This is a genomic window from Corynebacterium timonense (genome assembly GCF_900105305.1).
Taxonomy (GTDB): domain Bacteria; phylum Actinomycetota; class Actinomycetes; order Mycobacteriales; family Mycobacteriaceae; genus Corynebacterium; species Corynebacterium timonense.
The window spans coordinates 927,271-947,297 of record NZ_LT629765.1; the positions used below are offsets into that span (position 1 = coordinate 927,271).

At 66.0% G+C, this 20,027-nt stretch carries 20 protein-coding genes and 1 tRNA gene; 16 read left to right on the plus strand and 5 right to left on the minus strand.

Annotated elements, in window-relative coordinates:
* Window positions 1-102 precede the first annotated feature (102 nt).
* The gene (locus tag BLT81_RS04475) at window positions 103-1,284 is read left to right on the plus strand and encodes an IS1249 family transposase (RefSeq protein ID WP_083337249.1); all 1,182 of its coding nucleotides are present in this window, start codon (window positions 103-105) and stop codon (window positions 1,282-1,284) included.
* A gap of 115 nt (window positions 1,285-1,399) precedes the next feature.
* Here the strand turns inward: BLT81_RS04475 and BLT81_RS04480 are convergent.
* Window positions 1,400-1,485, minus strand: a tRNA-Leu gene (locus BLT81_RS04480).
* A gap of 176 nt (window positions 1,486-1,661) precedes the next feature.
* Here BLT81_RS04480 and BLT81_RS04485 point away from each other — a divergent pair.
* Window positions 1,662-2,201: a YbhB/YbcL family Raf kinase inhibitor-like protein gene (locus BLT81_RS04485; protein WP_019194630.1), complete on the plus strand. Its 540-nt coding sequence runs from the start codon at window positions 1,662-1,664 to the stop codon at window positions 2,199-2,201.
* A 10-nt stretch (window positions 2,202-2,211) separates the two neighbouring features.
* On the plus strand, window positions 2,212-2,559 hold the full coding sequence (locus tag BLT81_RS04490) for a hypothetical protein (protein WP_019194631.1): 348 nt from the start codon (window positions 2,212-2,214) through the stop codon (window positions 2,557-2,559).
* On the opposite strand, the gene BLT81_RS04495 is transcribed toward BLT81_RS04490, so the two are convergent.
* The gene (locus BLT81_RS04495; protein WP_019194632.1) at window positions 2,534-3,619 is read right to left on the minus strand and encodes a quinone-dependent dihydroorotate dehydrogenase; all 1,086 of its coding nucleotides are present in this window, start codon (window positions 3,617-3,619) and stop codon (window positions 2,534-2,536) included. The genes BLT81_RS04490 and BLT81_RS04495 overlap by 26 nt on opposite strands.
* 2 nt (window positions 3,620-3,621) lie before the next feature.
* Window positions 3,622-4,638, minus strand: a complete 1,017-nt coding sequence (locus BLT81_RS04500; protein WP_040421584.1) for a WD40 repeat domain-containing protein — start codon at window positions 4,636-4,638, stop codon at window positions 3,622-3,624.
* 49 nt (window positions 4,639-4,687) lie between these two features.
* Between BLT81_RS04500 and BLT81_RS04505 the strand changes: the two genes are divergently transcribed.
* Genes BLT81_RS04505 through BLT81_RS04540 form a run of 8 tightly spaced genes read left to right on the plus strand, consistent with a single transcriptional unit; the run spans window position 4,688 to window position 12,114 of the window.
* The gene (locus tag BLT81_RS04505) at window positions 4,688-5,515 is read left to right on the plus strand and encodes an undecaprenyl-diphosphate phosphatase (protein WP_081582974.1); all 828 of its coding nucleotides are present in this window, start codon (window positions 4,688-4,690) and stop codon (window positions 5,513-5,515) included.
* Between the two features lie 20 nt (window positions 5,516-5,535).
* The gene (gene mshC / locus BLT81_RS04510; protein ID WP_040421587.1) at window positions 5,536-6,777 is read left to right on the plus strand and encodes a cysteine--1-D-myo-inosityl 2-amino-2-deoxy-alpha-D-glucopyranoside ligase; all 1,242 of its coding nucleotides are present in this window, start codon (window positions 5,536-5,538) and stop codon (window positions 6,775-6,777) included.
* Window positions 6,774-7,154, plus strand: a complete 381-nt coding sequence (locus BLT81_RS04515) for a hypothetical protein (protein WP_019194636.1) — start codon at window positions 6,774-6,776, stop codon at window positions 7,152-7,154. The genes mshC and BLT81_RS04515 overlap by 4 nt, the downstream gene beginning before the upstream one ends.
* Window positions 7,155-7,157: 3 nt before the next feature.
* Window positions 7,158-7,838 (plus strand): HAD family hydrolase, encoded by a 681-nt coding sequence (locus tag BLT81_RS04520; protein WP_040421589.1) that lies wholly within the window; start codon window positions 7,158-7,160, stop codon window positions 7,836-7,838.
* A gap of 11 nt (window positions 7,839-7,849) precedes the next feature.
* Window positions 7,850-8,113 carry a phosphoribosyl-ATP diphosphatase gene (locus tag BLT81_RS04525; protein ID WP_019194638.1) on the plus strand — a complete coding sequence of 88 codons (264 nt, stop codon included), beginning with the start codon at window positions 7,850-7,852 and terminating at the stop codon, window positions 8,111-8,113.
* Window positions 8,114-8,124: 11 nt separating this feature from the next.
* A complete protein-coding gene (hisG, locus tag BLT81_RS04530; protein WP_019194639.1) occupies window positions 8,125-8,973 on the plus strand; it encodes an ATP phosphoribosyltransferase in 849 nt (282 codons plus the stop codon).
* A gap of 32 nt (window positions 8,974-9,005) precedes the next feature.
* Window positions 9,006-10,430 (plus strand): aspartate ammonia-lyase, encoded by a 1,425-nt coding sequence (gene aspA / locus BLT81_RS04535; RefSeq protein WP_040421649.1) that lies wholly within the window; start codon window positions 9,006-9,008, stop codon window positions 10,428-10,430.
* 28 nt (window positions 10,431-10,458) lie between these two features.
* On the plus strand, window positions 10,459-12,114 hold the full coding sequence (locus BLT81_RS04540) for a formate--tetrahydrofolate ligase (RefSeq protein WP_019194641.1): 1,656 nt from the start codon (window positions 10,459-10,461) through the stop codon (window positions 12,112-12,114).
* On the opposite strand, the gene BLT81_RS04545 is transcribed toward BLT81_RS04540, so the two are convergent.
* The gene (locus BLT81_RS04545) at window positions 12,111-12,923 is read right to left on the minus strand and encodes a RecB family exonuclease (protein ID WP_019194642.1); all 813 of its coding nucleotides are present in this window, start codon (window positions 12,921-12,923) and stop codon (window positions 12,111-12,113) included. The two genes, BLT81_RS04540 and BLT81_RS04545, sit on opposite strands and share 4 nt — an antisense overlap.
* Before the next feature lie 221 nt (window positions 12,924-13,144).
* Here BLT81_RS04545 and BLT81_RS04550 point away from each other — a divergent pair, with 221 nt between their 5' ends.
* The 5 genes from BLT81_RS04550 (at window position 13,145) to BLT81_RS04570 (ending at window position 18,678) form a co-directional block, all read left to right on the plus strand.
* On the plus strand, window positions 13,145-14,002 hold the full coding sequence (locus tag BLT81_RS04550) for a hypothetical protein (RefSeq protein ID WP_155860857.1): 858 nt from the start codon (window positions 13,145-13,147) through the stop codon (window positions 14,000-14,002).
* A 31-nt stretch (window positions 14,003-14,033) separates the two neighbouring features.
* The gene (locus BLT81_RS04555) at window positions 14,034-15,254 is read left to right on the plus strand and encodes a M18 family aminopeptidase (protein WP_019194644.1); all 1,221 of its coding nucleotides are present in this window, start codon (window positions 14,034-14,036) and stop codon (window positions 15,252-15,254) included.
* Window positions 15,255-15,287: 33 nt separating this feature from the next.
* Window positions 15,288-16,121 carry a tRNA (adenine-N1)-methyltransferase gene (locus BLT81_RS04560; RefSeq protein WP_019194645.1) on the plus strand — a complete coding sequence of 278 codons (834 nt, stop codon included), beginning with the start codon at window positions 15,288-15,290 and terminating at the stop codon, window positions 16,119-16,121.
* Between the two features lie 9 nt (window positions 16,122-16,130).
* Window positions 16,131-17,654: a proteasome ATPase gene (gene arc, locus BLT81_RS04565; RefSeq protein ID WP_019194646.1), complete on the plus strand. Its 1,524-nt coding sequence runs from the start codon at window positions 16,131-16,133 to the stop codon at window positions 17,652-17,654.
* A 70-nt stretch (window positions 17,655-17,724) separates the two neighbouring features.
* On the plus strand, window positions 17,725-18,678 hold the full coding sequence (locus tag BLT81_RS04570; RefSeq protein WP_019194647.1) for a bile acid:sodium symporter family protein: 954 nt from the start codon (window positions 17,725-17,727) through the stop codon (window positions 18,676-18,678).
* Here the strand turns inward: BLT81_RS04570 and pdxR are convergent.
* Window positions 18,662-19,996: a MocR-like pyridoxine biosynthesis transcription factor PdxR gene (gene pdxR, locus BLT81_RS04575; RefSeq protein ID WP_019194648.1), complete on the minus strand. Its 1,335-nt coding sequence runs from the start codon at window positions 19,994-19,996 to the stop codon at window positions 18,662-18,664. The genes BLT81_RS04570 and pdxR overlap by 17 nt on opposite strands.
* Between the last annotated feature and the right edge of the window lie 31 nt (window positions 19,997-20,027).

Sequence of the window (20,027 nt, forward strand, 5' to 3'; positions counted from 1 at the left end):
TTTCCGGAAGTATATGCCCCAAGAGCGTATATCCGCTGTTGTGGTCGTATATCCCCGGTGTGGCGTGGTTGATGTGGTAGGGGCCGGTGGTGTGGTGGCCCAATGCCGAAGAACCGACCCCGCTGCGCTGTGTGCGGCGGCGAAATGAAGCGTAATGGGAAAACCTCCGCGAACCGCACTCGGTGGCGATGCAAGATCTGCGGTGCCTCCGTCACGAAACGACGGCCGGATATCACCAACGCCGCCGCCTTCAACGCCTTTATCACTCACGTCACCACGGGTGACAGTCTGAAAATCACCGCTGCCAAAACAGGCTGCAACCCACGCACCTTGCAACGCCGGTTTGAGCACTTCTGGCTAGTTGATGTTCCCGATCCCACCATCGGGCACGAAGGCCGAGTCTATGACCAGGTCTTTCTTGACGGCACCTACACCGCCGGCGGATGTCTCATAGTTGCCGCCACTTTGGATCACGTCATTGCCTGGCACTGGTGCACACACGAAACCACCCGCGACTACCAGCAACTGTGTGAACGCATCCCCGCGCCCCTGATCGCCGTGATCGACGGTGGACAAGGCGCAGCCAGCGCGATCAAAAAGTGCTGGCCTAACACCAAGATCCAACGCTGCCTTGTCCACGCCCAACGCGTGGTACGCCGCTACACCACCTCCCGCCCGCGCACGGATGCTGGACGAGCGATCTACCATCTCGCGCTTAACCTCACGAAGATCACCGATCTTGATGAGGCGGCCGCGTGGGGTGCCAAGCTCCACGAATACGGCACTATCTACCGCGACTGGATGAACCAGAAAACGTGGACAACCGACCCATTGACGAAACAACGCACCTGGTCGTGGACGCATGAGCGCACCCGCAAGGCCTACAACAGCCTCAACCACCTGTGGCGCAACAACTTGTTGTTTGTCTACCTCGCCCCACCCGCTGGTGTGATCAACCCCGGGCGGATCAAACCGACGACTAACAGTCTTGAAGGCGGGATCAACGCCCAGCTGAAACTGCTTGCCCGCACCCATCGCGGCAGATCCGGTGAGCATCAACGCCGGATGCTCGACTGGTGGCTTTACCTGAAAACAGAACTGCCTGACGACCCAGTCGAGATCGCCAGACAGTCCAACTGGGGTCAGGACCAACTCGCCAAAGCTTCAACCCTGACCCACAACGAGAACCACGCCAACCACGAAACAGGACGACCAGCCCTCTACGACAACGCTATCGACACCAACTACACCCACTCAATCGGCATCCAAAAAGGCCACATCTAACCCCCGCGACACGCCGACACCAGACACACATTTTGTCGTTTAACCCTCCTTTGCGGGGCAGGAACGAAAAAAGTCTCGGGCCAACGTGTAAACGATGACTCGAGACTTCACTCTGTGCCCGAGGGGGGACTTGAACCCCCACGTCCGTTAATAGGACACTAGCACCTCAAGCTAGCGCGTCTGCCATTCCGCCACCCGGGCCGGGTGTTGTTGTCAGCCTCTCGGCTGGGCACCTGCATTACTATAGGGCGGCGGGTGCGACGAGACAAATCGCGAGGTCAACAGCAATTTTTCGAGAGACCGAACCCGGCGCATGACAGCCAGGTAATTTCCCCTACCCGCCCGGCAGGCTGGCGCGTTCGGGTAGAAAGGAAACCATGACTACCTACGACTACACCTCTGACGTGTTCCCTGGCCACGACCCGCTGCCTTCCATGGCCAGCGTCCCCAGCTTCACGCTGACGACCCCGGACGTGAAGGAGGGCGAGCAGCTCGACGAGAAGTTCGCCGGCGACCACGCGGTCTCGCCGCAGCTGTCATGGTCGGGACTGCCCGAGGGCACGAAATCACTGGCCGTGACGTGCTACGACCCAGACGCCCCCACGGGGGCGGGCTTTTGGCACTGGGCCGCCTTCAACATCCCAGCCGACGCCACGGAGCTCCCGCAGGGCGCGGGCAGCACCGCGGACTTGGGCCTGGGGGCGACGACGCTCGTCGGCGATTCCGGCCAGCGCGCCTACTACGGTGCGAACCCGCCGGCCGGGCACGCCCCGCACCGCTACATCTTCGCGGTGCACGCCGTGGACGTGGAGAAGCTGGACGTGCCCGAGGACGCGACGCCGACCGTGCTGGCGTTCAACCTCTACTTCCACTCGCTGGGTCGGGCGCATGTCTGGGGCTGGTACGAGGAGAAGTAGCCTCGGGGGAATGATTCCGGTTCAGCTTCGCGCGGGCGGCGCTTTTCTCACCATCGCCCTCGTCTTGGTCATCTACGCCGCGGTGTGGTTCTTCCGCGGCGAGCCGATCTTCCCCATCACGCCGCAGGTTCTCAGCATCGTTGCTGCGGCGGCGCTCTTCGGCGCGAACGCGACCTTCGTGCGCGGACAGGAACGCTCCCGCGGGCAGGTCATCGCGCTCGCGTGCGCGGTGTTGCTCGTTATTGTGGGCGTCGCGCTGCCCGCGGTGACGATCGTTGCCACCCAGACCTTTTGGCTGGTCCTCTGGGCGGCCGCGGCGGCGGCCTGCGCGCTTATTCTGCGTCGCAGCGCCAGCTGAGCCCGCTACCGACGGCCTCGCTTATCGACGCCAACCCGTGCGCCCGCACCTGCTCCGCCAGCGCCCGGTGGATACGACGGATCCAGCCCGGGCCGCCGTAGATGAAGGGCGTATAGCCCTGCAGAAGGCTCGCGCCTGCAGCGATGCGCTCCCACGCCTGCTCGGGTGTGGAGATCCCGCCGACGCTCACGAGCACGAGCGAATCGCCGACGCGCTCGTTGAGCCGCGTCAGCACCTCAAGAGAGCGCGCGGCAAGCGGTGCGCCCGAGATGCCGCCGGCGCCCATCTTCTCCACCTCGGCGGGGTCCGTGGCTAAGCCCTCGCGGGAGATTGTCGTGTTGGTGGCCACGATCCCGGCGAGTCCCAGCTCGACGGCGAGGTCGGCGACGGCGTCGATATCCTCGTCGCTGAGGTCGGGGGCGATCTTCACCAACACGGGGGTGTCGGTGCTCTCCGTGACCACCTCGAGGATCGGGCGCAGCTCCTCGACGGCCTGCAGGTCGCGCAACCCGGGGGTATTGGGGGAGGAGACGTTGACGACGACATAATCCGCGAGTGGCCCGAGCAGCGTGGCGCCAGCGCGGTAGTCGGCCACGGCGTCGTCGGCCGTCTTGTTTTTGCCGATGTTGATGCCCACCACGTCCGAAGAGCGGCGTCCTCGCAGGTTCGCCGCCACGGCGAGCGCGCCCGTGTTGTTGAAACCCATGCGGTTGAGGATGGCTTTGTCGGCGGGCAGCCGAAACAGCCGCGGCGCCGGGTTGCCGGGCTGGGGCCGCGGCGTGACGGTGCCGACCTCCGCAAAGCCAAAGCCCGCAGCCCCCCAGGCGTCGATGGCCGTGCCGTTTTTGTCGAGGCCCGCGGCCAGCCCGAGCGGGGCGGGGAAGCGCACCCCGAACAGCTCCTGTTCAAGGACAGGGTCGTGGACTCGGACTGCCCTTTCCACGGCGCGGTTCACCGGCCCGAGGACATGCAGGGTGCGGAAGGCGCCGCCGACGATGCCGTGGATGCGTTCCGGGGGAAGGAGGAACATGCCTTTGAGGAGAAATTCGTAGGGCCGCATGGCTACCTTTCTAGCTGGGAGGGAGCGACGACCTGGAGACCCTCGCCCGTCGCGGAACCGAGGACGAGTGTCCCATCGGGCAGCGCAGCGAGCGACTGGGCGTCGGCGACAGTGGGGAAGGAGGCGGTTTTGATGGGGACGCCGGTGGCAAGGGAGTAGCCCTCGGCGGTGTTCGTGGACGTCGAGGCCACCCACGCCAGCTCTGCGGGCACGTCCCACGCCACGGCCCACGGGCTGTCGGCTACCGGGGCCGTCATTTGCAGGCGGATCACATCGTCCGTGTTGTACACCAGCAGCTGCGAACCCGTGGTGTCGGCGGCGAGGATGGTGCCCTGAGGCGCGGCCGCCACTTTGCCAACCCCGAGCCCCGCGCGAAGGGTGCCGCCTTGGCGCCCCGCGCGCCAGTCGAGGTCCTGGATGGTGGTGTCGAAGTTGTTCACGCGCACGACGGAGTCGGGGCTGCCCTCGCCGTTCTGCGCGGCCACAACCCGGTCGGTCTCGCGGGCGACCGTGAAGGTGTCCTCGACGTCGCCGTCGCGGATGACGCGCACGGAGCTGTCGTCGCCCGAGGCGGCGATGATCTCGCCGGTGGTGGTCACGGCGGCGGCGCTGGCCGGCTCGTCGAGCGTGACGCTGTCGGCGCCCTTGGCGGTAAACAGGCGGATGTCTGTGCCGCAGGCGGTGACGAAGGTGCCGTTGTTAGGGGAGAGGGCCCCGCAGGCGTCGTCAAGCGTGTGCGTCGCGGCGGTGCCGTCGACGATGTCGTCGAGCGTGCCCACGTGGAGCGTCGAGCCGGTGCGGACCGCGAGGAGGTCCCCGGAGGCCTCAATCTCGCTGATGGCGGCAAAGGGGTGCACAGCGCCCGCGGGACTCGCGGTTTCCGTGGAGGCCGGGGAGGGCGCCGGGGTGGCGTTGCCCATCGACGCGGATGCCTCCGGCTGCGGAGGCTCGGACTGACAGGCGGCGAGGCAGGCAACCAATGTGGCCGCGACCGCCGCTTTCTTCACACGCACACTCACGGTTGCTTAGAGTAGCAACGCCCGCGGTGTATGGTTCCCTCCCATGAACATGAGCTGGATCCAGGTGGTCGTCCTCTCGGTGGTGCAGGGGCTGACCGAGTTTCTCCCCGTCTCCTCCTCCGGCCACCTGCGGATCGTCTCCGAGCTGTTCTGGGGTGAGGACGCCGGAGCGAGCTTTACGGCGGTGATCCAGTTGGGCACGGAGCTGGCGGTGCTCGTCTTTTTTGCGCGGGACATCTGGCGCTTTGTCACCGGGTGGTTCCGCGGGCTGGTGAACAAGCAGGAGCGCGGCTTCGACTATCGGATGGGGTGGATGGTCATCGTCGGTACGATCCCGGTCGGCCTCGCCGGGTTTTTGCTGCAAGACCTCATCCGCGAAAACTTCCGCAACCTGTGGATCACCGCGACGGTGCTCATCCTTTTCTCCTTCGTGTTTATTGTCGCGGAGCGGGTGGGCACCAAGAAGCGCACCTTCGAGGAACTGACCATGAAAGACGCCGTGGTCATGGGTCTGTGGCAGTGCCTCGCGCTCATCCCCGGCGTGTCGCGCTCAGGCGGCACGGTTTCCGGCGGCCTGTTTCTCAACCTCGACCGCGAGGTGGCAACGCGCTTTAGCTTCCTGTTGGCCATCCCGGCCGTGCTTGCCTCGGGGCTCTTTTCGCTTCCCGACGCCTTCGACCCCCAAGCCGGGCAAGCCGCCAGCGGTGCTCAGCTGCTGGTGGGCAGCGCGATCGCCTTCGTCCTCGGCTACGCGTCCATCGCGTGGCTGCTGCGTTTCGTCTCCCACCATTCGTTTGCCTGGTTCGCCGCATACCGCATCCCGCTCGGCATCATCGTGATGATCCTGCTCGCCACCGGTGTGATGAGCCCGGGGTAGCCGAGCGCTAGGGTAGGGGCATGCGTTCTTGGCCCACACCGCCCGTAGCCGACGTGCCGGGCGACCCTGTCGAACTCAGCCTCTACGACACCGCCGACCGCCGCGTCAAGGCTGTCGATGTCGCCCCCGACGCGAACGGGGAGGTGGGTATGTACGTCTGCGGGATTACCCCTTACGACTCGACCCACCTCGGGCACGCCGCGACCTACCTCACCTTCGATCTGGTGTACCGGCAGCTTGTGGCCAACGGCCACCGAGTCCACTACGTCCAGAACATCACGGACGTCGACGACCCGTTGTTCGAGCGCGCCGAGCGCGACGGCGTGGACTGGCGCGAGCTGGGCTCCTCGCAGATCGATCTGTTCCGCAGCGACATGGAGGTCCTCGGGGTCATCCCGCCGCGCGACTACATCGGTGCGATGGAGGCCGTCGACGAGGTCGTGGAGATGGTTTCCGTGCTGCTCGAACGCGGTGCCGCCTACCAGATTGATCACGGCGATATTTACGCCTCGATCGCGGCGACAGAGCAGTTCGGGTACGCCTCTAACCTGGATCGTGCCGAGATGGACGAGCTGTTCGCGGAGCGCGGCGGCGACCCAGAGCGTGAGGGCAAGCGCGACCCGCTCGACGCGTTGGTGTGGCGCGGGCACCGCGAGGGCGAGCCCGCGTGGGAGGCGCCCTTTGGCGCGGGCCGGCCAGGCTGGCACGTGGAGTGCTCCGCGATTGCCACCAACCGTTTGGGCCGCACCTTCGCGATCCAAGGAGGCGGCTCCGACCTCGCTTTCCCGCACCACGAGTTCTCCGCCGCGCACGCCGAGGCGGCCTACGGCGTCGACCGCATGGCGGGCCACTACGTCCACTCGGGCATGATCGCCCTCGACGGCACGAAGATGTCGAAGTCCCTGGGAAACCTCGTGTTTGTGCACTCGCTCACCGAGGACGGCGTCGAGCCGTCGGGGATCCGCGTCGCCCTGTTCTCGCAGCACTACCGCGACGACCGCGAGTTTTCGCCCGCGCTGGTCGACGACGCACGCGAGCGCCTGTCGCGCTGGAGGGCCGCCGCCGCGCAGCGCTCCAGCGAGGAGGAGGCGCTCGGGGTCGTCGCGCAGCTGCGCGAGGCCCTCGCTGACGACTTGGACACGCCGCGCGCCCTCGCCGTCCTCGACGCGCTCACCGGCGACCACGAGGGCATCGTCGCCCGCGCTGTCGATGGCCTCCTCGGCGTGCAGTTGGAACCGTCTTCGCGCACAATGAACGCATGAGCATCCGCGAGCAGTTCCAAAGCGACGTCGACGAGTTCATCGCCGACCTGACCACCTTCGCCTCCGGCTCCTACCTGCGGGAGGAAGACAAGGAGCTGTGGGAGCAGCCCTTCGACCCAGAGGTACTTCCCACCCTGAAGCACATCATCGAGGCCTTCCTCGACGCGCTGGAGCTCCTCGGCGACGACCCCGAGGGCGAGGCCCTGTCCAAGGTTGTCGCCGCCTTCTACGACAACCTGCGCGAGTTCAACGCCGAGCACCACGATGCTGTGCTCGAGCCGGAAGAAAAGGCGGACCTGGAGTCCCTGGTCTTCCGCGCGGCGGCCGCGACCGGCGCGGACGACGAGGCTCTCAGCGATCTGCCGGAGTTTGAGTAGCCTGTGACACACCGAGGCCCGCGTGCCATCTTCTGGGACATGGACGGCACGCTCGTGGACACCGAGCCGTTGTGGGGGATTGCCACCTACGAGCTCGCGGAGATGCTCGGACGCCCGCTCACGCCCGAGCTCCGAGAAAAGACCGTCGGCGGAAGCTTCGCCAACACGTTGAACGTCTGCGCCGCCAACGCGGGCTACACGCTGCGCGACGGCGACTACGAGCGCTATCACGCCTGGATCTACGAGCGCATGGGGCAGCTGCTGGGCACCGGCCTTGAGCCCAACCCCGGGATACGTGGGCTTCTCACCTCGCTCGCGGACGCGGGGATGCGGATGTTCGTGACCACGAACACGGAACGCCAGCTTGCCGACGCCTGCATCGCCGCCATCGGCACCGACTTCTTCGTCGATTCCATTACCGCCGACGAAGTCTCGCGACCGAAGCCGGCCCCCGATATCTACCTCGAGGCCGTACGCCGCGTGGGCGAGCGCCCCGCGGACTGCCTCGTCGTTGAGGATTCGTGGGCAGGGATGAGCGCTGCCGTGGCCGCAGGCTGCACCGTGCTGGGCCTCGCTGCCGAGGTGCCCGACCACGTGGTTTCTTTCTCTCCCGAACGCTTCATCGGAGCGGAGGCTGCTGACGTGGACAGGTGGTTCGCCGCGGCCGCGCGGGGGGATGGGTAGAGTAGTTCAGCGTGAAAACCTTCGATGATCTCTTTGCCGAACTGTCCCGCAAGGCCGAGGAGCGCCCAGCAGGCTCCGGAACCGTCGAGGCGCTGGAGAAGGGGGAGCATTTCATCGGCAAGAAAATCATCGAGGAGGCTGGCGAGGTCTGGATCGCCTCCGAGTACCAATCCGACGCGGCACTCGCCGAGGAGATGAGCCAGCTCCTCTACTGGACGCAGGTGATGATGCTCAAGCGCGGGCTCACCCCGGACGACATCTATAGGTACCTCTAGAAGGAGCAACCGTGATCAAAATTGCCGTGCCCAACAAGGGCTCCCTGTCCGAAAAGGCGATGGAGGTGCTCAAGGAGGCCGGGTACAAGGGCCGCGGCCTGCACAAGGCCCTCAACGTCGCCGACGAGGACAACGGGGTCGAGTTCTTCTACCTGCGCCCCAAGGACATCGCGATCTACGTGGCGCAAGGCCACCTCGACCTCGGTATTACGGGCCGCGACCTCGCGCTCGACTCGCGGGCGCAGGTGGAGGAGGTGCTCCAGCTCGGTTTCGGGCGCTCGACGTTCCGCTTCGCCGCGCCGCAGGGCGAGCACTGGGAGATCGACGACCTCGGCGGCAAGCGGATCGCCACCTCGTACCCGCACCTCGTGGAGGACTACCTCGCTGCCCGCGGCATCCGCCCGGCACAGGTCATCCGCCTCGACGGGGCGGTGGAGATCTCCATCAAGCTCGGCGTCGCCGACGCCATCGCGGATGTCGTATCCACCGGCCAGACCCTCCGGCAGCAGGGGCTCGCCCCCTTCGGTGAACCGATGACGAGCAGCGAGGCGGTCGTCGTCAAGCGAGCTGGCTTCGAGCTTGATGCGCGTCACGACGTCCTCCTCAAGCGCATCACCGGCATCCTCAACGCGCAGAACTACCTGATGATCGACTACAACATCTCCCGCGATGCGCTCGACACCTCGTCGGCGATCACCCCCGGCATCACTGGCCCGACGGTCTCCCCGCTGTCGCGGGAGGGCTGGGTGGCGGTGCGCGCGATGGTGCCACGCCACGATGCGAACAAGGTAATGGACGAGCTCGCGACCGTGGGCGCGGAGGGGATTCTTGCCACTGAGCTGCGAATAGCTCGACTCTAACGCGGTGAATGGGCGTGCGTATGATGGCGCTCATGACTACTCGAATCGAAGAAGATTTGCTCGGCACCATGGAGGTTCCCGGTGACGTGTACTACGGGGTGCACACGCTGCGGGCCATGGACAACTTCCGCATCTCCGGCTCCACCATCAATGACCTCCCCGACTTCATCCGCGGCATGGTTCAGGTCAAGAAGGCCGCCGCGATGGCCAACCGGCGCCTGCACACTCTGCCGAAGAAAAAGGCGGACGCGATCATGTGGGCCTGCGACCAGATCCTTGACGAAGGCCGCTGCCTCGACCAGTTTCCCATCGACGCCTTCCAGGGCGGCGCGGGCACCTCGGTGAACATGAACACGAACGAAGTGGTGGCTAACCTCGCGCTGGAGCACCTTGGTTTTGATAAGGGCTCGTACGACGAGGTCAATCCGAATGACGACGTCAACATGTCCCAGTCCACTAACGACGCGTACCCGACGGGCTTCCGTCTCGGCGTCTACTACGCCGTGCAGGGCCTGCTGGAGGAGCTCGACGAGCTGCAGAAGGCCTTCCGTGCGAAGGGCGACGAGTTCCAAGACGTGATCAAGATGGGCCGCACCCAGCTGCAGGACGCGGTGCCCATGACCCTGGGCCAAGAGTTCACCGCCTTCGGCGCGAACCTGCTGGAGGAGCAGCGCACGATCCAGAGCGCCGCGGAGGCGCTGCTCGAGGTCAACCTGGGCGCGACCGCCATCGGCACCGGCATCAACACCCCGTCCGGCTACCGCGACCAGGTCGTCGCCGCGCTGCGCGAAGTTACCGGCCTGAACATTCAGGCGTCCCCGGACCTCATCGAGGCGACCTCGGACACGGGCAGCTACGTTATGATGCACTCCGCGATCAAGCGCGCCGCGATGAAGCTCTCCAAGATCTGCAACGACCTGCGCCTTCTGTCCTCCGGCCCGCGCGCGGGCCTGAACGAGATCAACCTGCCGGAACGCCAGGCGGGCTCCTCGATCATGCCGGCGAAGGTGAACCCGGTCATCCCCGAGGTGGTCAACCAGGTGTGCTTCAAGGTGTTCGGCAACGACATCACGGTCACCATGGCGTCTGAGGCCGGCCAGCTGCAGCTCAACGTCATGGAACCCGTCATCGCTGAGTCGATCTTCGCCTCCATCAACCTTCTCGGTAACGCTGCGCGCACCCTGCGCGAGAAGTGCATCACCGGGATTACCGCCAATGCAGAGATCTGCCGGGACTATGTGACCAATTCCATTGGCATCATCACCTACCTCAACCCGTACATCGGTCACCACAACGGTGACCTCATCGGTAGGGAGGCCGCGGAAACCGGCCGTAGCGTGCACGAACTCGTCCTCGAGCACGGCCTGATGAGCGAAGACGAACTCGAACGCGTGTTCAGCATGGAGAACCTCATGCACCCCGAGTTCCGCGGCAAACTCTACTTGAACGAGGACTAGCCGGCGCGCGCGTCTGTAGCCTGGGGGTATGGCTACAGACGTAGAAATCGCCCAAGCTCACACCCTCGAACCCATCACCGATATCGCGGACAAGGCGGGCGTCCCCGCCGACGCGCTCATCCCCATCGGCAACCACATGGCTAAGGTCGACGCCTCCCGCGTGCCGGCCACCAACCCCGGCAAGGTCGTCTTGGTCGCAGGCGTCTCCCCGACCCCGGCGGGCGAGGGGAAATCCACCGTCCTCATCGGCCTGGCGGACGCGCTGGCCAAGCTCGGAAACAACGCCATGGTGGCGCTGCGCGAGCCCTCGCTCGGCCCGGTCATGGGCATCAAGGGCGGCGCCGCAGGCGGTGGCTACTCCCAGGTCGTCCCGATGGAGAACATCAACCTGCACTTCACCGGCGACTTCCACGCCGTCACCTCCGCCACCAACACGCTCGCGGCCCTCATCGACAACCACATCCAGAAGGGCAACGAGCTGGGCATTGACCCACGCCGCATCATCTGGCAACGCTGCCTCGACGTCAACGACCGCTCCCTGCGCCGCGTCATCACCGGCCTCGGCGGACCCGGCGACGGCGTACCCACCCAGACCGGCTTCACCATCACCGCTGCCTCGGAGATCATGGCAATCCTCGGCCTTGCGTCTGACCTTCAGGACCTGAAGAAGCGTCTCGCCGCCATCACCATCGGCCTGACCTTCGACAAGGAGCCCGTCACCGCTGGCCAGCTCGGCGCCGAAGGAGCGCTGACGGCCCTGCTGAAGAACGCGATCAACCCGAACCTGGTGCAGACGCTCGGCGGGACCCCGGCCCTCATCCACGGCGGCCCCTTCGCCAACATCGCCCACGGCTGCAACACGCTGCTGGCCACGCACACCGCGCAGAACCTCGCCGACATCGTCCTCACCGAGGCAGGCTTCGGCTCCGACTTGGGCGCGGAAAAGTTCTTCGACATCAAGGCACGCTACGGCGGCTTCGACGTGGCGGGCGCCGTGGTCGTGGCCACCATCCGCTCCATGAAGTACAACGCTGGCGTGGCCAAGGAAGACTTGACGGAGGAGAACACCGCCGCGGTCAAGGACGGCATTGTGAACCTAGAGCGCCACGTGGAAAACGTCGCGAAATTCGGCGTGAAGCCTGTGGTGGCGATCAACCTGTTTACGTCTGACACCCAGGCGGAGCGCGCGGTCGTGCGCGAGTGGGCCGACAAGCACGGCGTGGCGCTTGCGGAGTGCGAGGTGTGGGCCAAGGGCGGCGACGGCGCCATCGACCTTGCCACCACCCTGCTGGACAACCTCAGCGAGGGTACCTCCCGAGCGCTGTACGATCCTGCGGACGGCGTAGAAAACGCGATCGAGACCATCGCGACCGAGATCTACCGCGCGGAGAAGGTCGAGTACTCCGTCAACGCCCTGCGTGACCTGCGCACGCTGAAGGGCAACGGCTTCGACACCCTGCCGGTGTGCGTGTCCAAAACGCAGTACTCCTTCTCGGACGACCCGAGCCAGCTTGGCGCGCCGGAGGGCCACACCCTCCACGTGCGCAAGCTTGTCCCGCTTACCGGTGCGGGCTTCGTCGTCGCCCTGACCGGCGACGTGATGACCATGCCGGGCCTGCCGACGATTCCGGCGGCCAACAACATCGACGTCGACGAGAACGGCGTCGTCTCCGGCCTGTTTTAGTCAGCCGCTGACCCCGGCCATCCGGGGTAGTGTGGCGGAGTGCCACCGAAGACAGGGCAGATGGCCTGGAAGGAACACCACCCGCACAGCTTGGTGTGGCGGGGACGGTACGTTCCCTCCACGCCATCTCCTGCTATTTTCTGCCACAGGTCACCCAGGTCGCGCTCGAAGTACTCCAGCTCTTCTCGCGAGGGGGTGAGGAAGAGCGAGTCGGCGACCTTGAGGTACATCAGCCGCAGCTGCGTGGGGATCTTTCCGAAGAGACGCCAGTACACGAGCGCGTAGAATCGCATCTGAAACTGCGCGTCCGCAGAGTAGCGCGGTAGCGGCTTTTTGCCGGTCTTGTAATCGACGACGCGCACCTCACCCGTGGGAGCGATATCGACGCGGTCGATGAACCCGCGCACTGGGACACCGTTGGGGAGCACGGTGGAGACGTACATTTCCTGCTTGTACGAGTCGAAGCCGAGCGGGTTTTCCATTTCGAAGTACCCACGTAGCAGCGCGCGCGTGTCGACGAACAACTGGTGCGTGTCGGTGATGGGGTCGGCGGAGGATGGGTCGTCGTCAAGCATGCTCTCCCACTGCGGTCGAATGCGCTTCACTGCGGCGGGGTATGTGCGCTCTTCGCGTGGCCACCCGTGCATTTCCTCGAGCACGGCGTGAACGAGCGTTCCTTTGACCTGTGCTTCTGTCTTTTCTTCGGGCAGTTTGTCGATCGCCCGGAAGCGGTAGAGCAGCGGACACTGTTTGTAGTCGGAGGCGCGGGAGGGGGACAGGGCGAGGGGTTTAGGTGTGGACGTCGTCATGGTGCCTGTAAGTCTAACCCCGGGATCCGGCACTACGGTCGTGCCGTCGGTGCGGTGCGAACGGGGGCCGCCGGGCCCGATAGGTCGCCAGCGTATATCAGGACTTCCGGGTAATTATCTAATAATTCCATGTGGTCATACGGTTCATGTTGCGTTAACTTAGCTCGGCGAACTATATATTTTCTTCGTCAGTTTTTCTTCTACGTTGGGAGAGTCCTAACATGAGCATCAGTAAATCGCGCCGTCGCGCACTGTCTGTGATGATTGCTACGGCCGTCGCGGCCCAAGGTGTCGCCACAGCCGTGCCCCCGGCTGCGCACGCGACCGAAGTCTCGGCAGAACAGCAGGGGGGAGAAACCCTTGCGAAGAAGGCGGAGGCCGTCAAGGCCAAGGCGGTCAGGGTCCACAAACAAATCTCCGACAGGTCGGATGCCGTGACAACGGAGGAGGGTCAGAAGGAATACGCGACTATCCTTGCCGCGGCGGAGACGCTGGTGAAAGAGACCGAGGCGCTCGTTGAGGAAGCAAAGAATGCTACCTCGAAGGAAGACATGGATGCGTTGAGCGACAAGGCCGACGCCTTGGGCACTAAGGCGGATCGCATCAGCCAAGATTGGATCAGGATTCTCCAGGAAGAAGTCGTCCGCTACAGGGCGGGCATCGACGCCGCAGTCAAACGGGCGGAAGATGCGCTCACGGTCATTCAGGCAGCCTATGACAGGACTGAGGATATGGCAGTCAAGAAGCGGATCGCGTCCGAGTTCCTCAACCCCGCAAAGGAATTCGTTGCCGAGGCTCGACACAAGCAAGCTGAGGTGGCCGAGATCGAGCGGAACCAGCAATCTGTGTTCCGCGTGGAATCGATCCGCGATGCGCTCGTTGCGGCCAACAGCGCCGCTGGTAAGACCGTCGAGCTGAGCAACAGTGTGGACAAGGTCGCCGGCAAGCAGGGTGACAAGGGCTCGAGCATCGACAACAACCTGGCGCTGGGGCTCGGTATCCCCGCTATTATCGCGGTGCTTGTCGGGGCCGTGGCCTTGCTGCTGAAGAAGGCCCTGAGCATGGTTGGCAAGCACTAGAGCCGACTTCCGCACCCGCTAGGGTAAAGGCATGACCGGACGCTCCCCAGACCAGTTGCCCTCCCTCGCCGACTTCATCGCCGCTAGCCCGAGCCCATTCCACGCCGCGGCGAATGTCCGCGATGAGCTGCTCACAGCAGGTTTCGCAGACGAATGCTTGTCGACGCCCGGCGGACACGTCCTTGTCAACGGAGGTGCCGTGATTGCCTGGTGGGTGCCCGACAACCCCCGCCCGCGCATGCGGGTCGTGGGCTCGCACACGGACTCTCCGGGCCTGTCCGTCAAACCGGACCCGGACCTCGTGCGCGAGGGTTTTCACCAGGTGGCGGTGGAGGTCTACGGCGGCCCCATCCTGAGCACCTGGTTCGACCGCGACATCACGTTCGCCGGGCGTGTCGTGTTGCGTGACGGCACGCACAACCTCGTGAACACGGGGCCGGTGGCGCGGGTGTCCAGCCTCGCCATCCACCTCTATCGCGGCGACGCTCCGGCGCTGGAACGCCAGGCGCACACTGCGCCGATCCTCGGCGGCGGGGAGCCTTTTAGCGAGGTGCTCGCCCGCGCTGCGGGAGTAGAACCGGGGGAGATTCTGGCGCACGAGCTCGTCTCGGCGGACACCCAACGCGGCGAGCTGGTGGGGGACATGCTGGCGGCGGGGCGGTTGGATAATCTGAGCAGTGTGTGGGCGTCGCTACGCGCGCTGCTCCGGGCGAAGGACGCGGCGCGCGACGTGCTCGTGCTGGCGGCCTTCAACCACGAGGAAGTCGGCTCGGCGAGCCCGACGGGGGCCGGCGGGCCTCTGCTGGAAAGGGTGCTGGCCGCCCTAGCGGCTGAGCTGGGCAACCCGGCCGAGGTGTTCGCGCACTCGCTGCTTGTCTCCGCGGATGCAGCGCATTCGGTGCACCCGAACTACCCGGGCAAGCACGACCCAACGCACCGGCCGGTCATCAACGGCGGTCCGGTGCTCAAGATCAACGCGAACCAGCGCTACGCCTCCGACGCCGTGACGGAGGCTGAATGGAAGCGCGCCTGTGCCGCGGCGGGCGTGCCAGTGCAGACGTTCGTCGGCAACAACGACGTTCCCTGCGGCTCGACCATCGGGCCGATCTCGGCGACGCGGTTGGGTATTCCCACCGTCGACGTGGGCGTGCCCCTGTTGTCCATGCACTCGGCGCGCGAGCTGTGCGGCGTGCGCGACATGGAGTGGTTCACCGACGCCTTGGAGTCCTTCTACCGCGCCGACTACCGTTGACGCGTCAGGCCAACCAACGCAGGAGGATCTGGAGTGTATTCCCGCCCTTTCCAGGCAGGCGAGAAGGTGCAGCTCACCGACGCCAAGCGCCGCCATTTCACCATCGAGCTCGTGCCCGGCGGACAGTTCCACTCCCACAAGGGCATCGTGGAGCACGACGAGATCATCGGCGCTGAGGAGGGCACCGTGGTCACCTCCACCCTCGGGGCCGACTACCTGTGCTTCCGCCACCTGCTCGTCGACCACGTGCTGTCCATGCCGCGCGGCGCCGCCGTGATCTACCCGAAGGACGCGGCGCAGATCCTCGTCGAGGGCGACATCTACATGGGCGCGCGCGTACTCGAGGCCGGGGCTGGTTCGGGCGCGTTGTCGATGTCCTTGCTGCGCGCGGTGGGCCCTGAGGGGACGGTGTTTTCCTACGAGGTGCGCGAGGACCACCTGGAGTACGCGCGCGCCAACGTCGCGGAGTACTTCGGCGAGGAGCCCGCGTGGTGGCAACCGCGCCTGGGCGATTTCGGGGCGGTGACGCGGGAGGATCTCGGCGGGCCGGTGGACAGGCTCATCCTCGACATGGTCGAGCCGTGGCACTTCATCGACACGGTGAAGCAGCTGCTTATCCCGGGCGGGGTGTTTATGACGTACGTGGCCACGGTGCCCCAGCTGATGAACATCATGGAGAGCATCCGCGAGGCCAAGTGCTTCACGGAACCGCGCGCCTGGGAGACGCTGCTGCGCGAGTGGAAGGTCGAAGGCCTGGCCACCCGCCCCGAGCACCGCATGAACGCCCACACGGCGTTCCTCGTGTGGACGCGCCGACTTGCCGACGGCGTCACGCCGCCGCGCCCCCAGCGCAAAGCGCGCCGCTAGTGTGGACGTATGGCTATCGAGGATGACGCTTTCGGCCCCCAACTGCGCGAACTGAAGCGCGAGAACCAGGCGATGAGCTCGCGCAACAAGAAGCTTGCGGAGCTGCTCAAGGCGAGCCGCGACAAGCTCACCGACCTCTACGCGCAGATGGAGGCGCTGGAAGAACCCGCCAGCACCTACGGCATCTTCCTCGACGCCTCGCCGAAGGGCATGGAGGCGGAGGTGTTCACCTCCGGCCGCCGCATGCGCGTCAAGGTGTCACCCCTGCTCTCCCCGGAAGCGCTCGCCCCTGGCATGCTGGTTCGCCTCGGCGACGGCACGATCGTGGTCGAGGCCTGCGGCTTCGAGCACACCGGCCAGCTGGCCACGGTGATCGAGCGCATCGGGGACAACCGCGCGGTCATCGCCGACCAGCAGGGCGCGGAGAGCCTCGTGCAGCTCGCCCAGCCGCTGCGCGGCACCCTGCGCGCCGACGACACGGTCATCTGCGACACCCGCGTGGGCTACGCCTACGAGAAGGTGGCCAAGACGGAGGTCAACCAGCTCTCGCTGGAAGAGGTCCCCGACGTCACCTACGCCGACATCGGCGGCCTGTCCTCGCAGATCGAGACCATCCAGGACTCCGTCGAGCTGCCCTTTTCCTACCCGGAGCTCTACCGCAGCTACGACCTGACCCCGCCGAAGGGCGTGTTGCTCTACGGCCCGCCCGGCTGCGGGAAGACGCTCATCGCCAAAGCCGTGGCCAACTCCCTGTCCGCCCGCATCGGCGATGGCGGCACCGCCCACTTCATCAACGTCAAGGGCCCGGAGCTGCTGAACAAGTTCGTCGGCGAGACCGAGCGGCGCATCCGCCTCATCTTCGAGCGCGCCCGCGAGCTCGCCGCGACCGGCCAGCCCGTCATCATCTTTTTCGACGAAATGGAGTCGATCTTCCGCACCCGCGGCTCCGGCGTGTCCTCTGATATGGAGACCACCGTCGTCCCACAGTTTCTCACCGAGATCGACGGGGTGGAAGGCATCGCCAACGTCATCGTCATCGGCGCCACCAACCGCGAGGAGCTCATCGACCCGGCCATCCTGCGCCCCGGCAGGCTGGACATCAAGATCCGCGTCTCGCGCCCCACGCGCGACGAGGCCCGCGACATCTTTGCCCGCTACCTCACCGAGGAGATCCCCCACGAGGGCGAGATCGCATTGCTTATCGACGCCGCCACCAGCGCCCTGTTCGAGCCCCGCCCGTACCTGCGCCTCGAGCTCGCTGACGGGACCGAGGAAACCCTCCACTACGCCGACTTCGTCTCCGGCGCGATGATCGCCAACATCGTCGACCGGGCCAAGAAGCTGGCGATCAAGGATCACATCGCAGGGGCGTCGACACGCGGCGTGCGCGCGGACCACCTGCGGGCGGCGGTGCGTGCCGAGCAGGACGAGAGCGAGGATCTGCCCAACACGACCAGCCCGGACGAGTGGGCGCGGATCACTGGCCACCACGGCCGGCGCGTCGTTGCTGTGGAGGTGCTGTCGCGCGTTTAAGGGCGTGGGGTACCATACCCTCCATCCCGTATTTTGGGACGCAAGTTTCATGTTTTGGAATGGAGGGCTCATGAAAGACCGTTCCGCCGCAGTCGCGGTCGCGGCGTTCCCGGTATTTATCCTCATCGGCGCGGCCATCGCCTTCGCCGCGCCGGCGCCGTTCCTACCGCTGAAGCAGTACATCACGTACTTCCTCATGATCATCATGTTCGGCATGGGTCTCACCTTGACCATCCCGGACTTCAAAGAAATCGCGCGCCGGCCGACGCCTGTGCTCGTCGGCGTCGTGGCGCAGTTCGTGATCATGCCGCTGGGCGCGGTCATCGTGGCCAAGGTTTTCGGGCTCAACCCGATGCTGGCCGTGGGCCTGCTCATGCTCGGCTCCGTGCCGGGCGGCACAGCCTCGAACGTCATCGCTTACCTGGCCAAGGGGGACGTGGCGCTGTCCGTTGCCATGACCAGCGTGTCCACGCTCGTCGCGCCGATGATGACACCGCTTCTTATGCTGCTTCTCGCGGGCGCAGAAGTGGAAGTCAACGCCGCCGGCATGGCAACCCAGTTGGCGCAGACCGTGCTGATCCCCGTCGTGGGAGGCGTCCTGCTGCGCTACCTGCTCAACGCATGGATGGAGAGGATCTCTCCTGTCCTGCCGTGGATCTCCATCCTCGGCATCGGCGGCGTGGTCTTTCCCACGGTGGCCGCGAACAGGGAAGCACTCATCGAGGTCGGCGGGCTCGTCCTCCTAGCGGTGCTGGCCCACAACGTGTTCGGCTATGTGCTTGGCTACTACGCCGCCAAAGCCGTGGGGCAACCGGAAAGCTACCGTCGAACTGCCGCCGTCGAGGTTGGAACCCAGTCGGCCGGTCTCTCGTCCGGCATGGCCGGGCAGTTCTTCGCGCCGGAGGCGGCGCTGCCTGGCGCCGTCGCCGCCGTGCTGCACAACGTCACCGGCGCGATCTACGCCTCCCTCGTGCGCCGGCGCCCGACCGAGCGGGAGCAGGTGCCCGTTAAGGTTGCGGCCTGAGGACAGCGATGGCGTGGGCGAAGTCTTCCTCGCTGAGGTGACCAAACCCGAGGAGGAGCCCGTCTCCTAGGTACCCACACGTCAGACGCCCGCGCCGCATCTGTTCCTCGAAGGCCTGCTTTGCCGCGGCGTCGTCGAAGTAGACAAGAGCGTCGACGCCGAGCGAGTCATCGCTGTGCACGATGCGCGCGCCGCGCTCCCGGAGCGCCGGAAAAACCGTGCCCGCCAGCACCTCGCGGCGTACCACAAGGCGCGCGTGCACCCTTTTCGTGGTGCGGCGGACATCGCCGCTGTCGAGCAGGTGGGCGATGGCGTCCTGCGTGACGCTCGACACCGGCATGCCGAGCAGCTCCCGGGTGGCGCGCAGCGTGACCGCGGTGGCGGGGTCGGCCACCACGTAGCCGGCGTTGAGCTCGCGGCTAAGCAGGGTCGAAAACGTTCCGAGCGAGACCACCGTAGCCTCCGTGGACAGGGCCGCCAGGGTGGGCTGCGGGGACACGCGGTAGCGCAGCTCGCTGTTGAAATCGTCCTCGATGAGCACCACGTCCGTGCGGGCAGCCCACTCCAACAGCGCGTGGCGGCGCGGGGCAGGCATCGAAGCGCCCAGCGGATAAAGGTGCGAGGGGGTGACAAGCAGGGCGTCGAGGTCCGTCGGCAGCGCCTCCACCACCAGGCCGTTTTCGTCGGTCGGGCAGGTCACAGGGGTGTGCCCGGCGAGCGGGACGATCGTGCGCAACCCCGGGTGCCCCGGATCTTCCACGCCCACACGCAGCGCCCGCCCGAGCGACATGAGGATAAGGAGCAACCCCTCGCGCGCCCCGCCCGTGACCAGGACGTTCTCGGGATCGACGCGCAGGCCACGGGCGAGGCGGAGGTGCTCGGCGACGGCGCCACGCAGGTAGGGCTGGCCCGCCTTATCCACCGGTTGGGCAGGCGCCGCCGCCGCTTCGCGCCAGGCCCGCCGCCAGGCGGCTGGCCTGATCGTCCCGGCGTGACCGGACGTCGGCTTCAGCGAAATGACGCGCTGTGCGCCGCGTCGCGACGGCGGAGCGGGGCGAGGAACCGGCGGGCTCAAACGGGGCAGCTGCGGGTGGACGATGGTCGGCGCCCCCTGGGAGGCCAACAGGATGCCCTCGGAGGACAGCTGGTCGTAGGCGGTGACAACGCTTCCGCGAGAGACGTCAAGGAGCGCGGCAAGCTCGCGCGTCGAAGGCACGCGCTCGCCTGCGGCGAGCTGGCCGCTGGCGACGAGCTCGCGCATGCCCGCGGCGATCTGGGCGGGTAGTGACAGGGGGAGGGAACGATCGACGCTCAACACAACTGGTCCAAAAAACTAACGATAAACTGGC

Excerpts from the sequence above, each read along its gene's own strand:
- BLT81_RS04475 (WP_083337249.1), top strand. The coding sequence starts at position 103 with ATGCCGAAGAACCGACCCCGCTGCGCTGTGTGCGGCGGCGAAATGAAG.
- BLT81_RS04485 (WP_019194630.1), top strand. The coding sequence starts at position 1,662 with ATGACTACCTACGACTACACCTCTGACGTGTTCCCTGGCCACGACCCG.
- BLT81_RS04490 (WP_019194631.1), top strand. The coding sequence starts at position 2,212 with ATGATTCCGGTTCAGCTTCGCGCGGGCGGCGCTTTTCTCACCATCGCC.
- BLT81_RS04495 (WP_019194632.1), bottom strand. The coding sequence starts at position 3,619 with ATGCGGCCCTACGAATTTCTCCTCAAAGGCATGTTCCTCCTTCCCCCG.
- BLT81_RS04505 (WP_081582974.1), top strand. The coding sequence starts at position 4,688 with ATGAGCTGGATCCAGGTGGTCGTCCTCTCGGTGGTGCAGGGGCTGACC.
- mshC (WP_040421587.1), top strand. The coding sequence starts at position 5,536 with ATGCGTTCTTGGCCCACACCGCCCGTAGCCGACGTGCCGGGCGACCCT.
- BLT81_RS04515 (WP_019194636.1), top strand. The coding sequence starts at position 6,774 with ATGAGCATCCGCGAGCAGTTCCAAAGCGACGTCGACGAGTTCATCGCC.
- aspA (WP_040421649.1), top strand. The coding sequence starts at position 9,006 with ATGACTACTCGAATCGAAGAAGATTTGCTCGGCACCATGGAGGTTCCC.
- BLT81_RS04540 (WP_019194641.1), top strand. The coding sequence starts at position 10,459 with ATGGCTACAGACGTAGAAATCGCCCAAGCTCACACCCTCGAACCCATC.
- BLT81_RS04545 (WP_019194642.1), bottom strand. The coding sequence starts at position 12,923 with ATGACGACGTCCACACCTAAACCCCTCGCCCTGTCCCCCTCCCGCGCC.
- BLT81_RS04550 (WP_155860857.1), top strand. The coding sequence starts at position 13,145 with ATGAGCATCAGTAAATCGCGCCGTCGCGCACTGTCTGTGATGATTGCT.
- BLT81_RS04555 (WP_019194644.1), top strand. The coding sequence starts at position 14,034 with ATGACCGGACGCTCCCCAGACCAGTTGCCCTCCCTCGCCGACTTCATC.
- arc (WP_019194646.1), top strand. The coding sequence starts at position 16,131 with ATGGCTATCGAGGATGACGCTTTCGGCCCCCAACTGCGCGAACTGAAG.
- BLT81_RS04570 (WP_019194647.1), top strand. The coding sequence starts at position 17,725 with ATGAAAGACCGTTCCGCCGCAGTCGCGGTCGCGGCGTTCCCGGTATTT.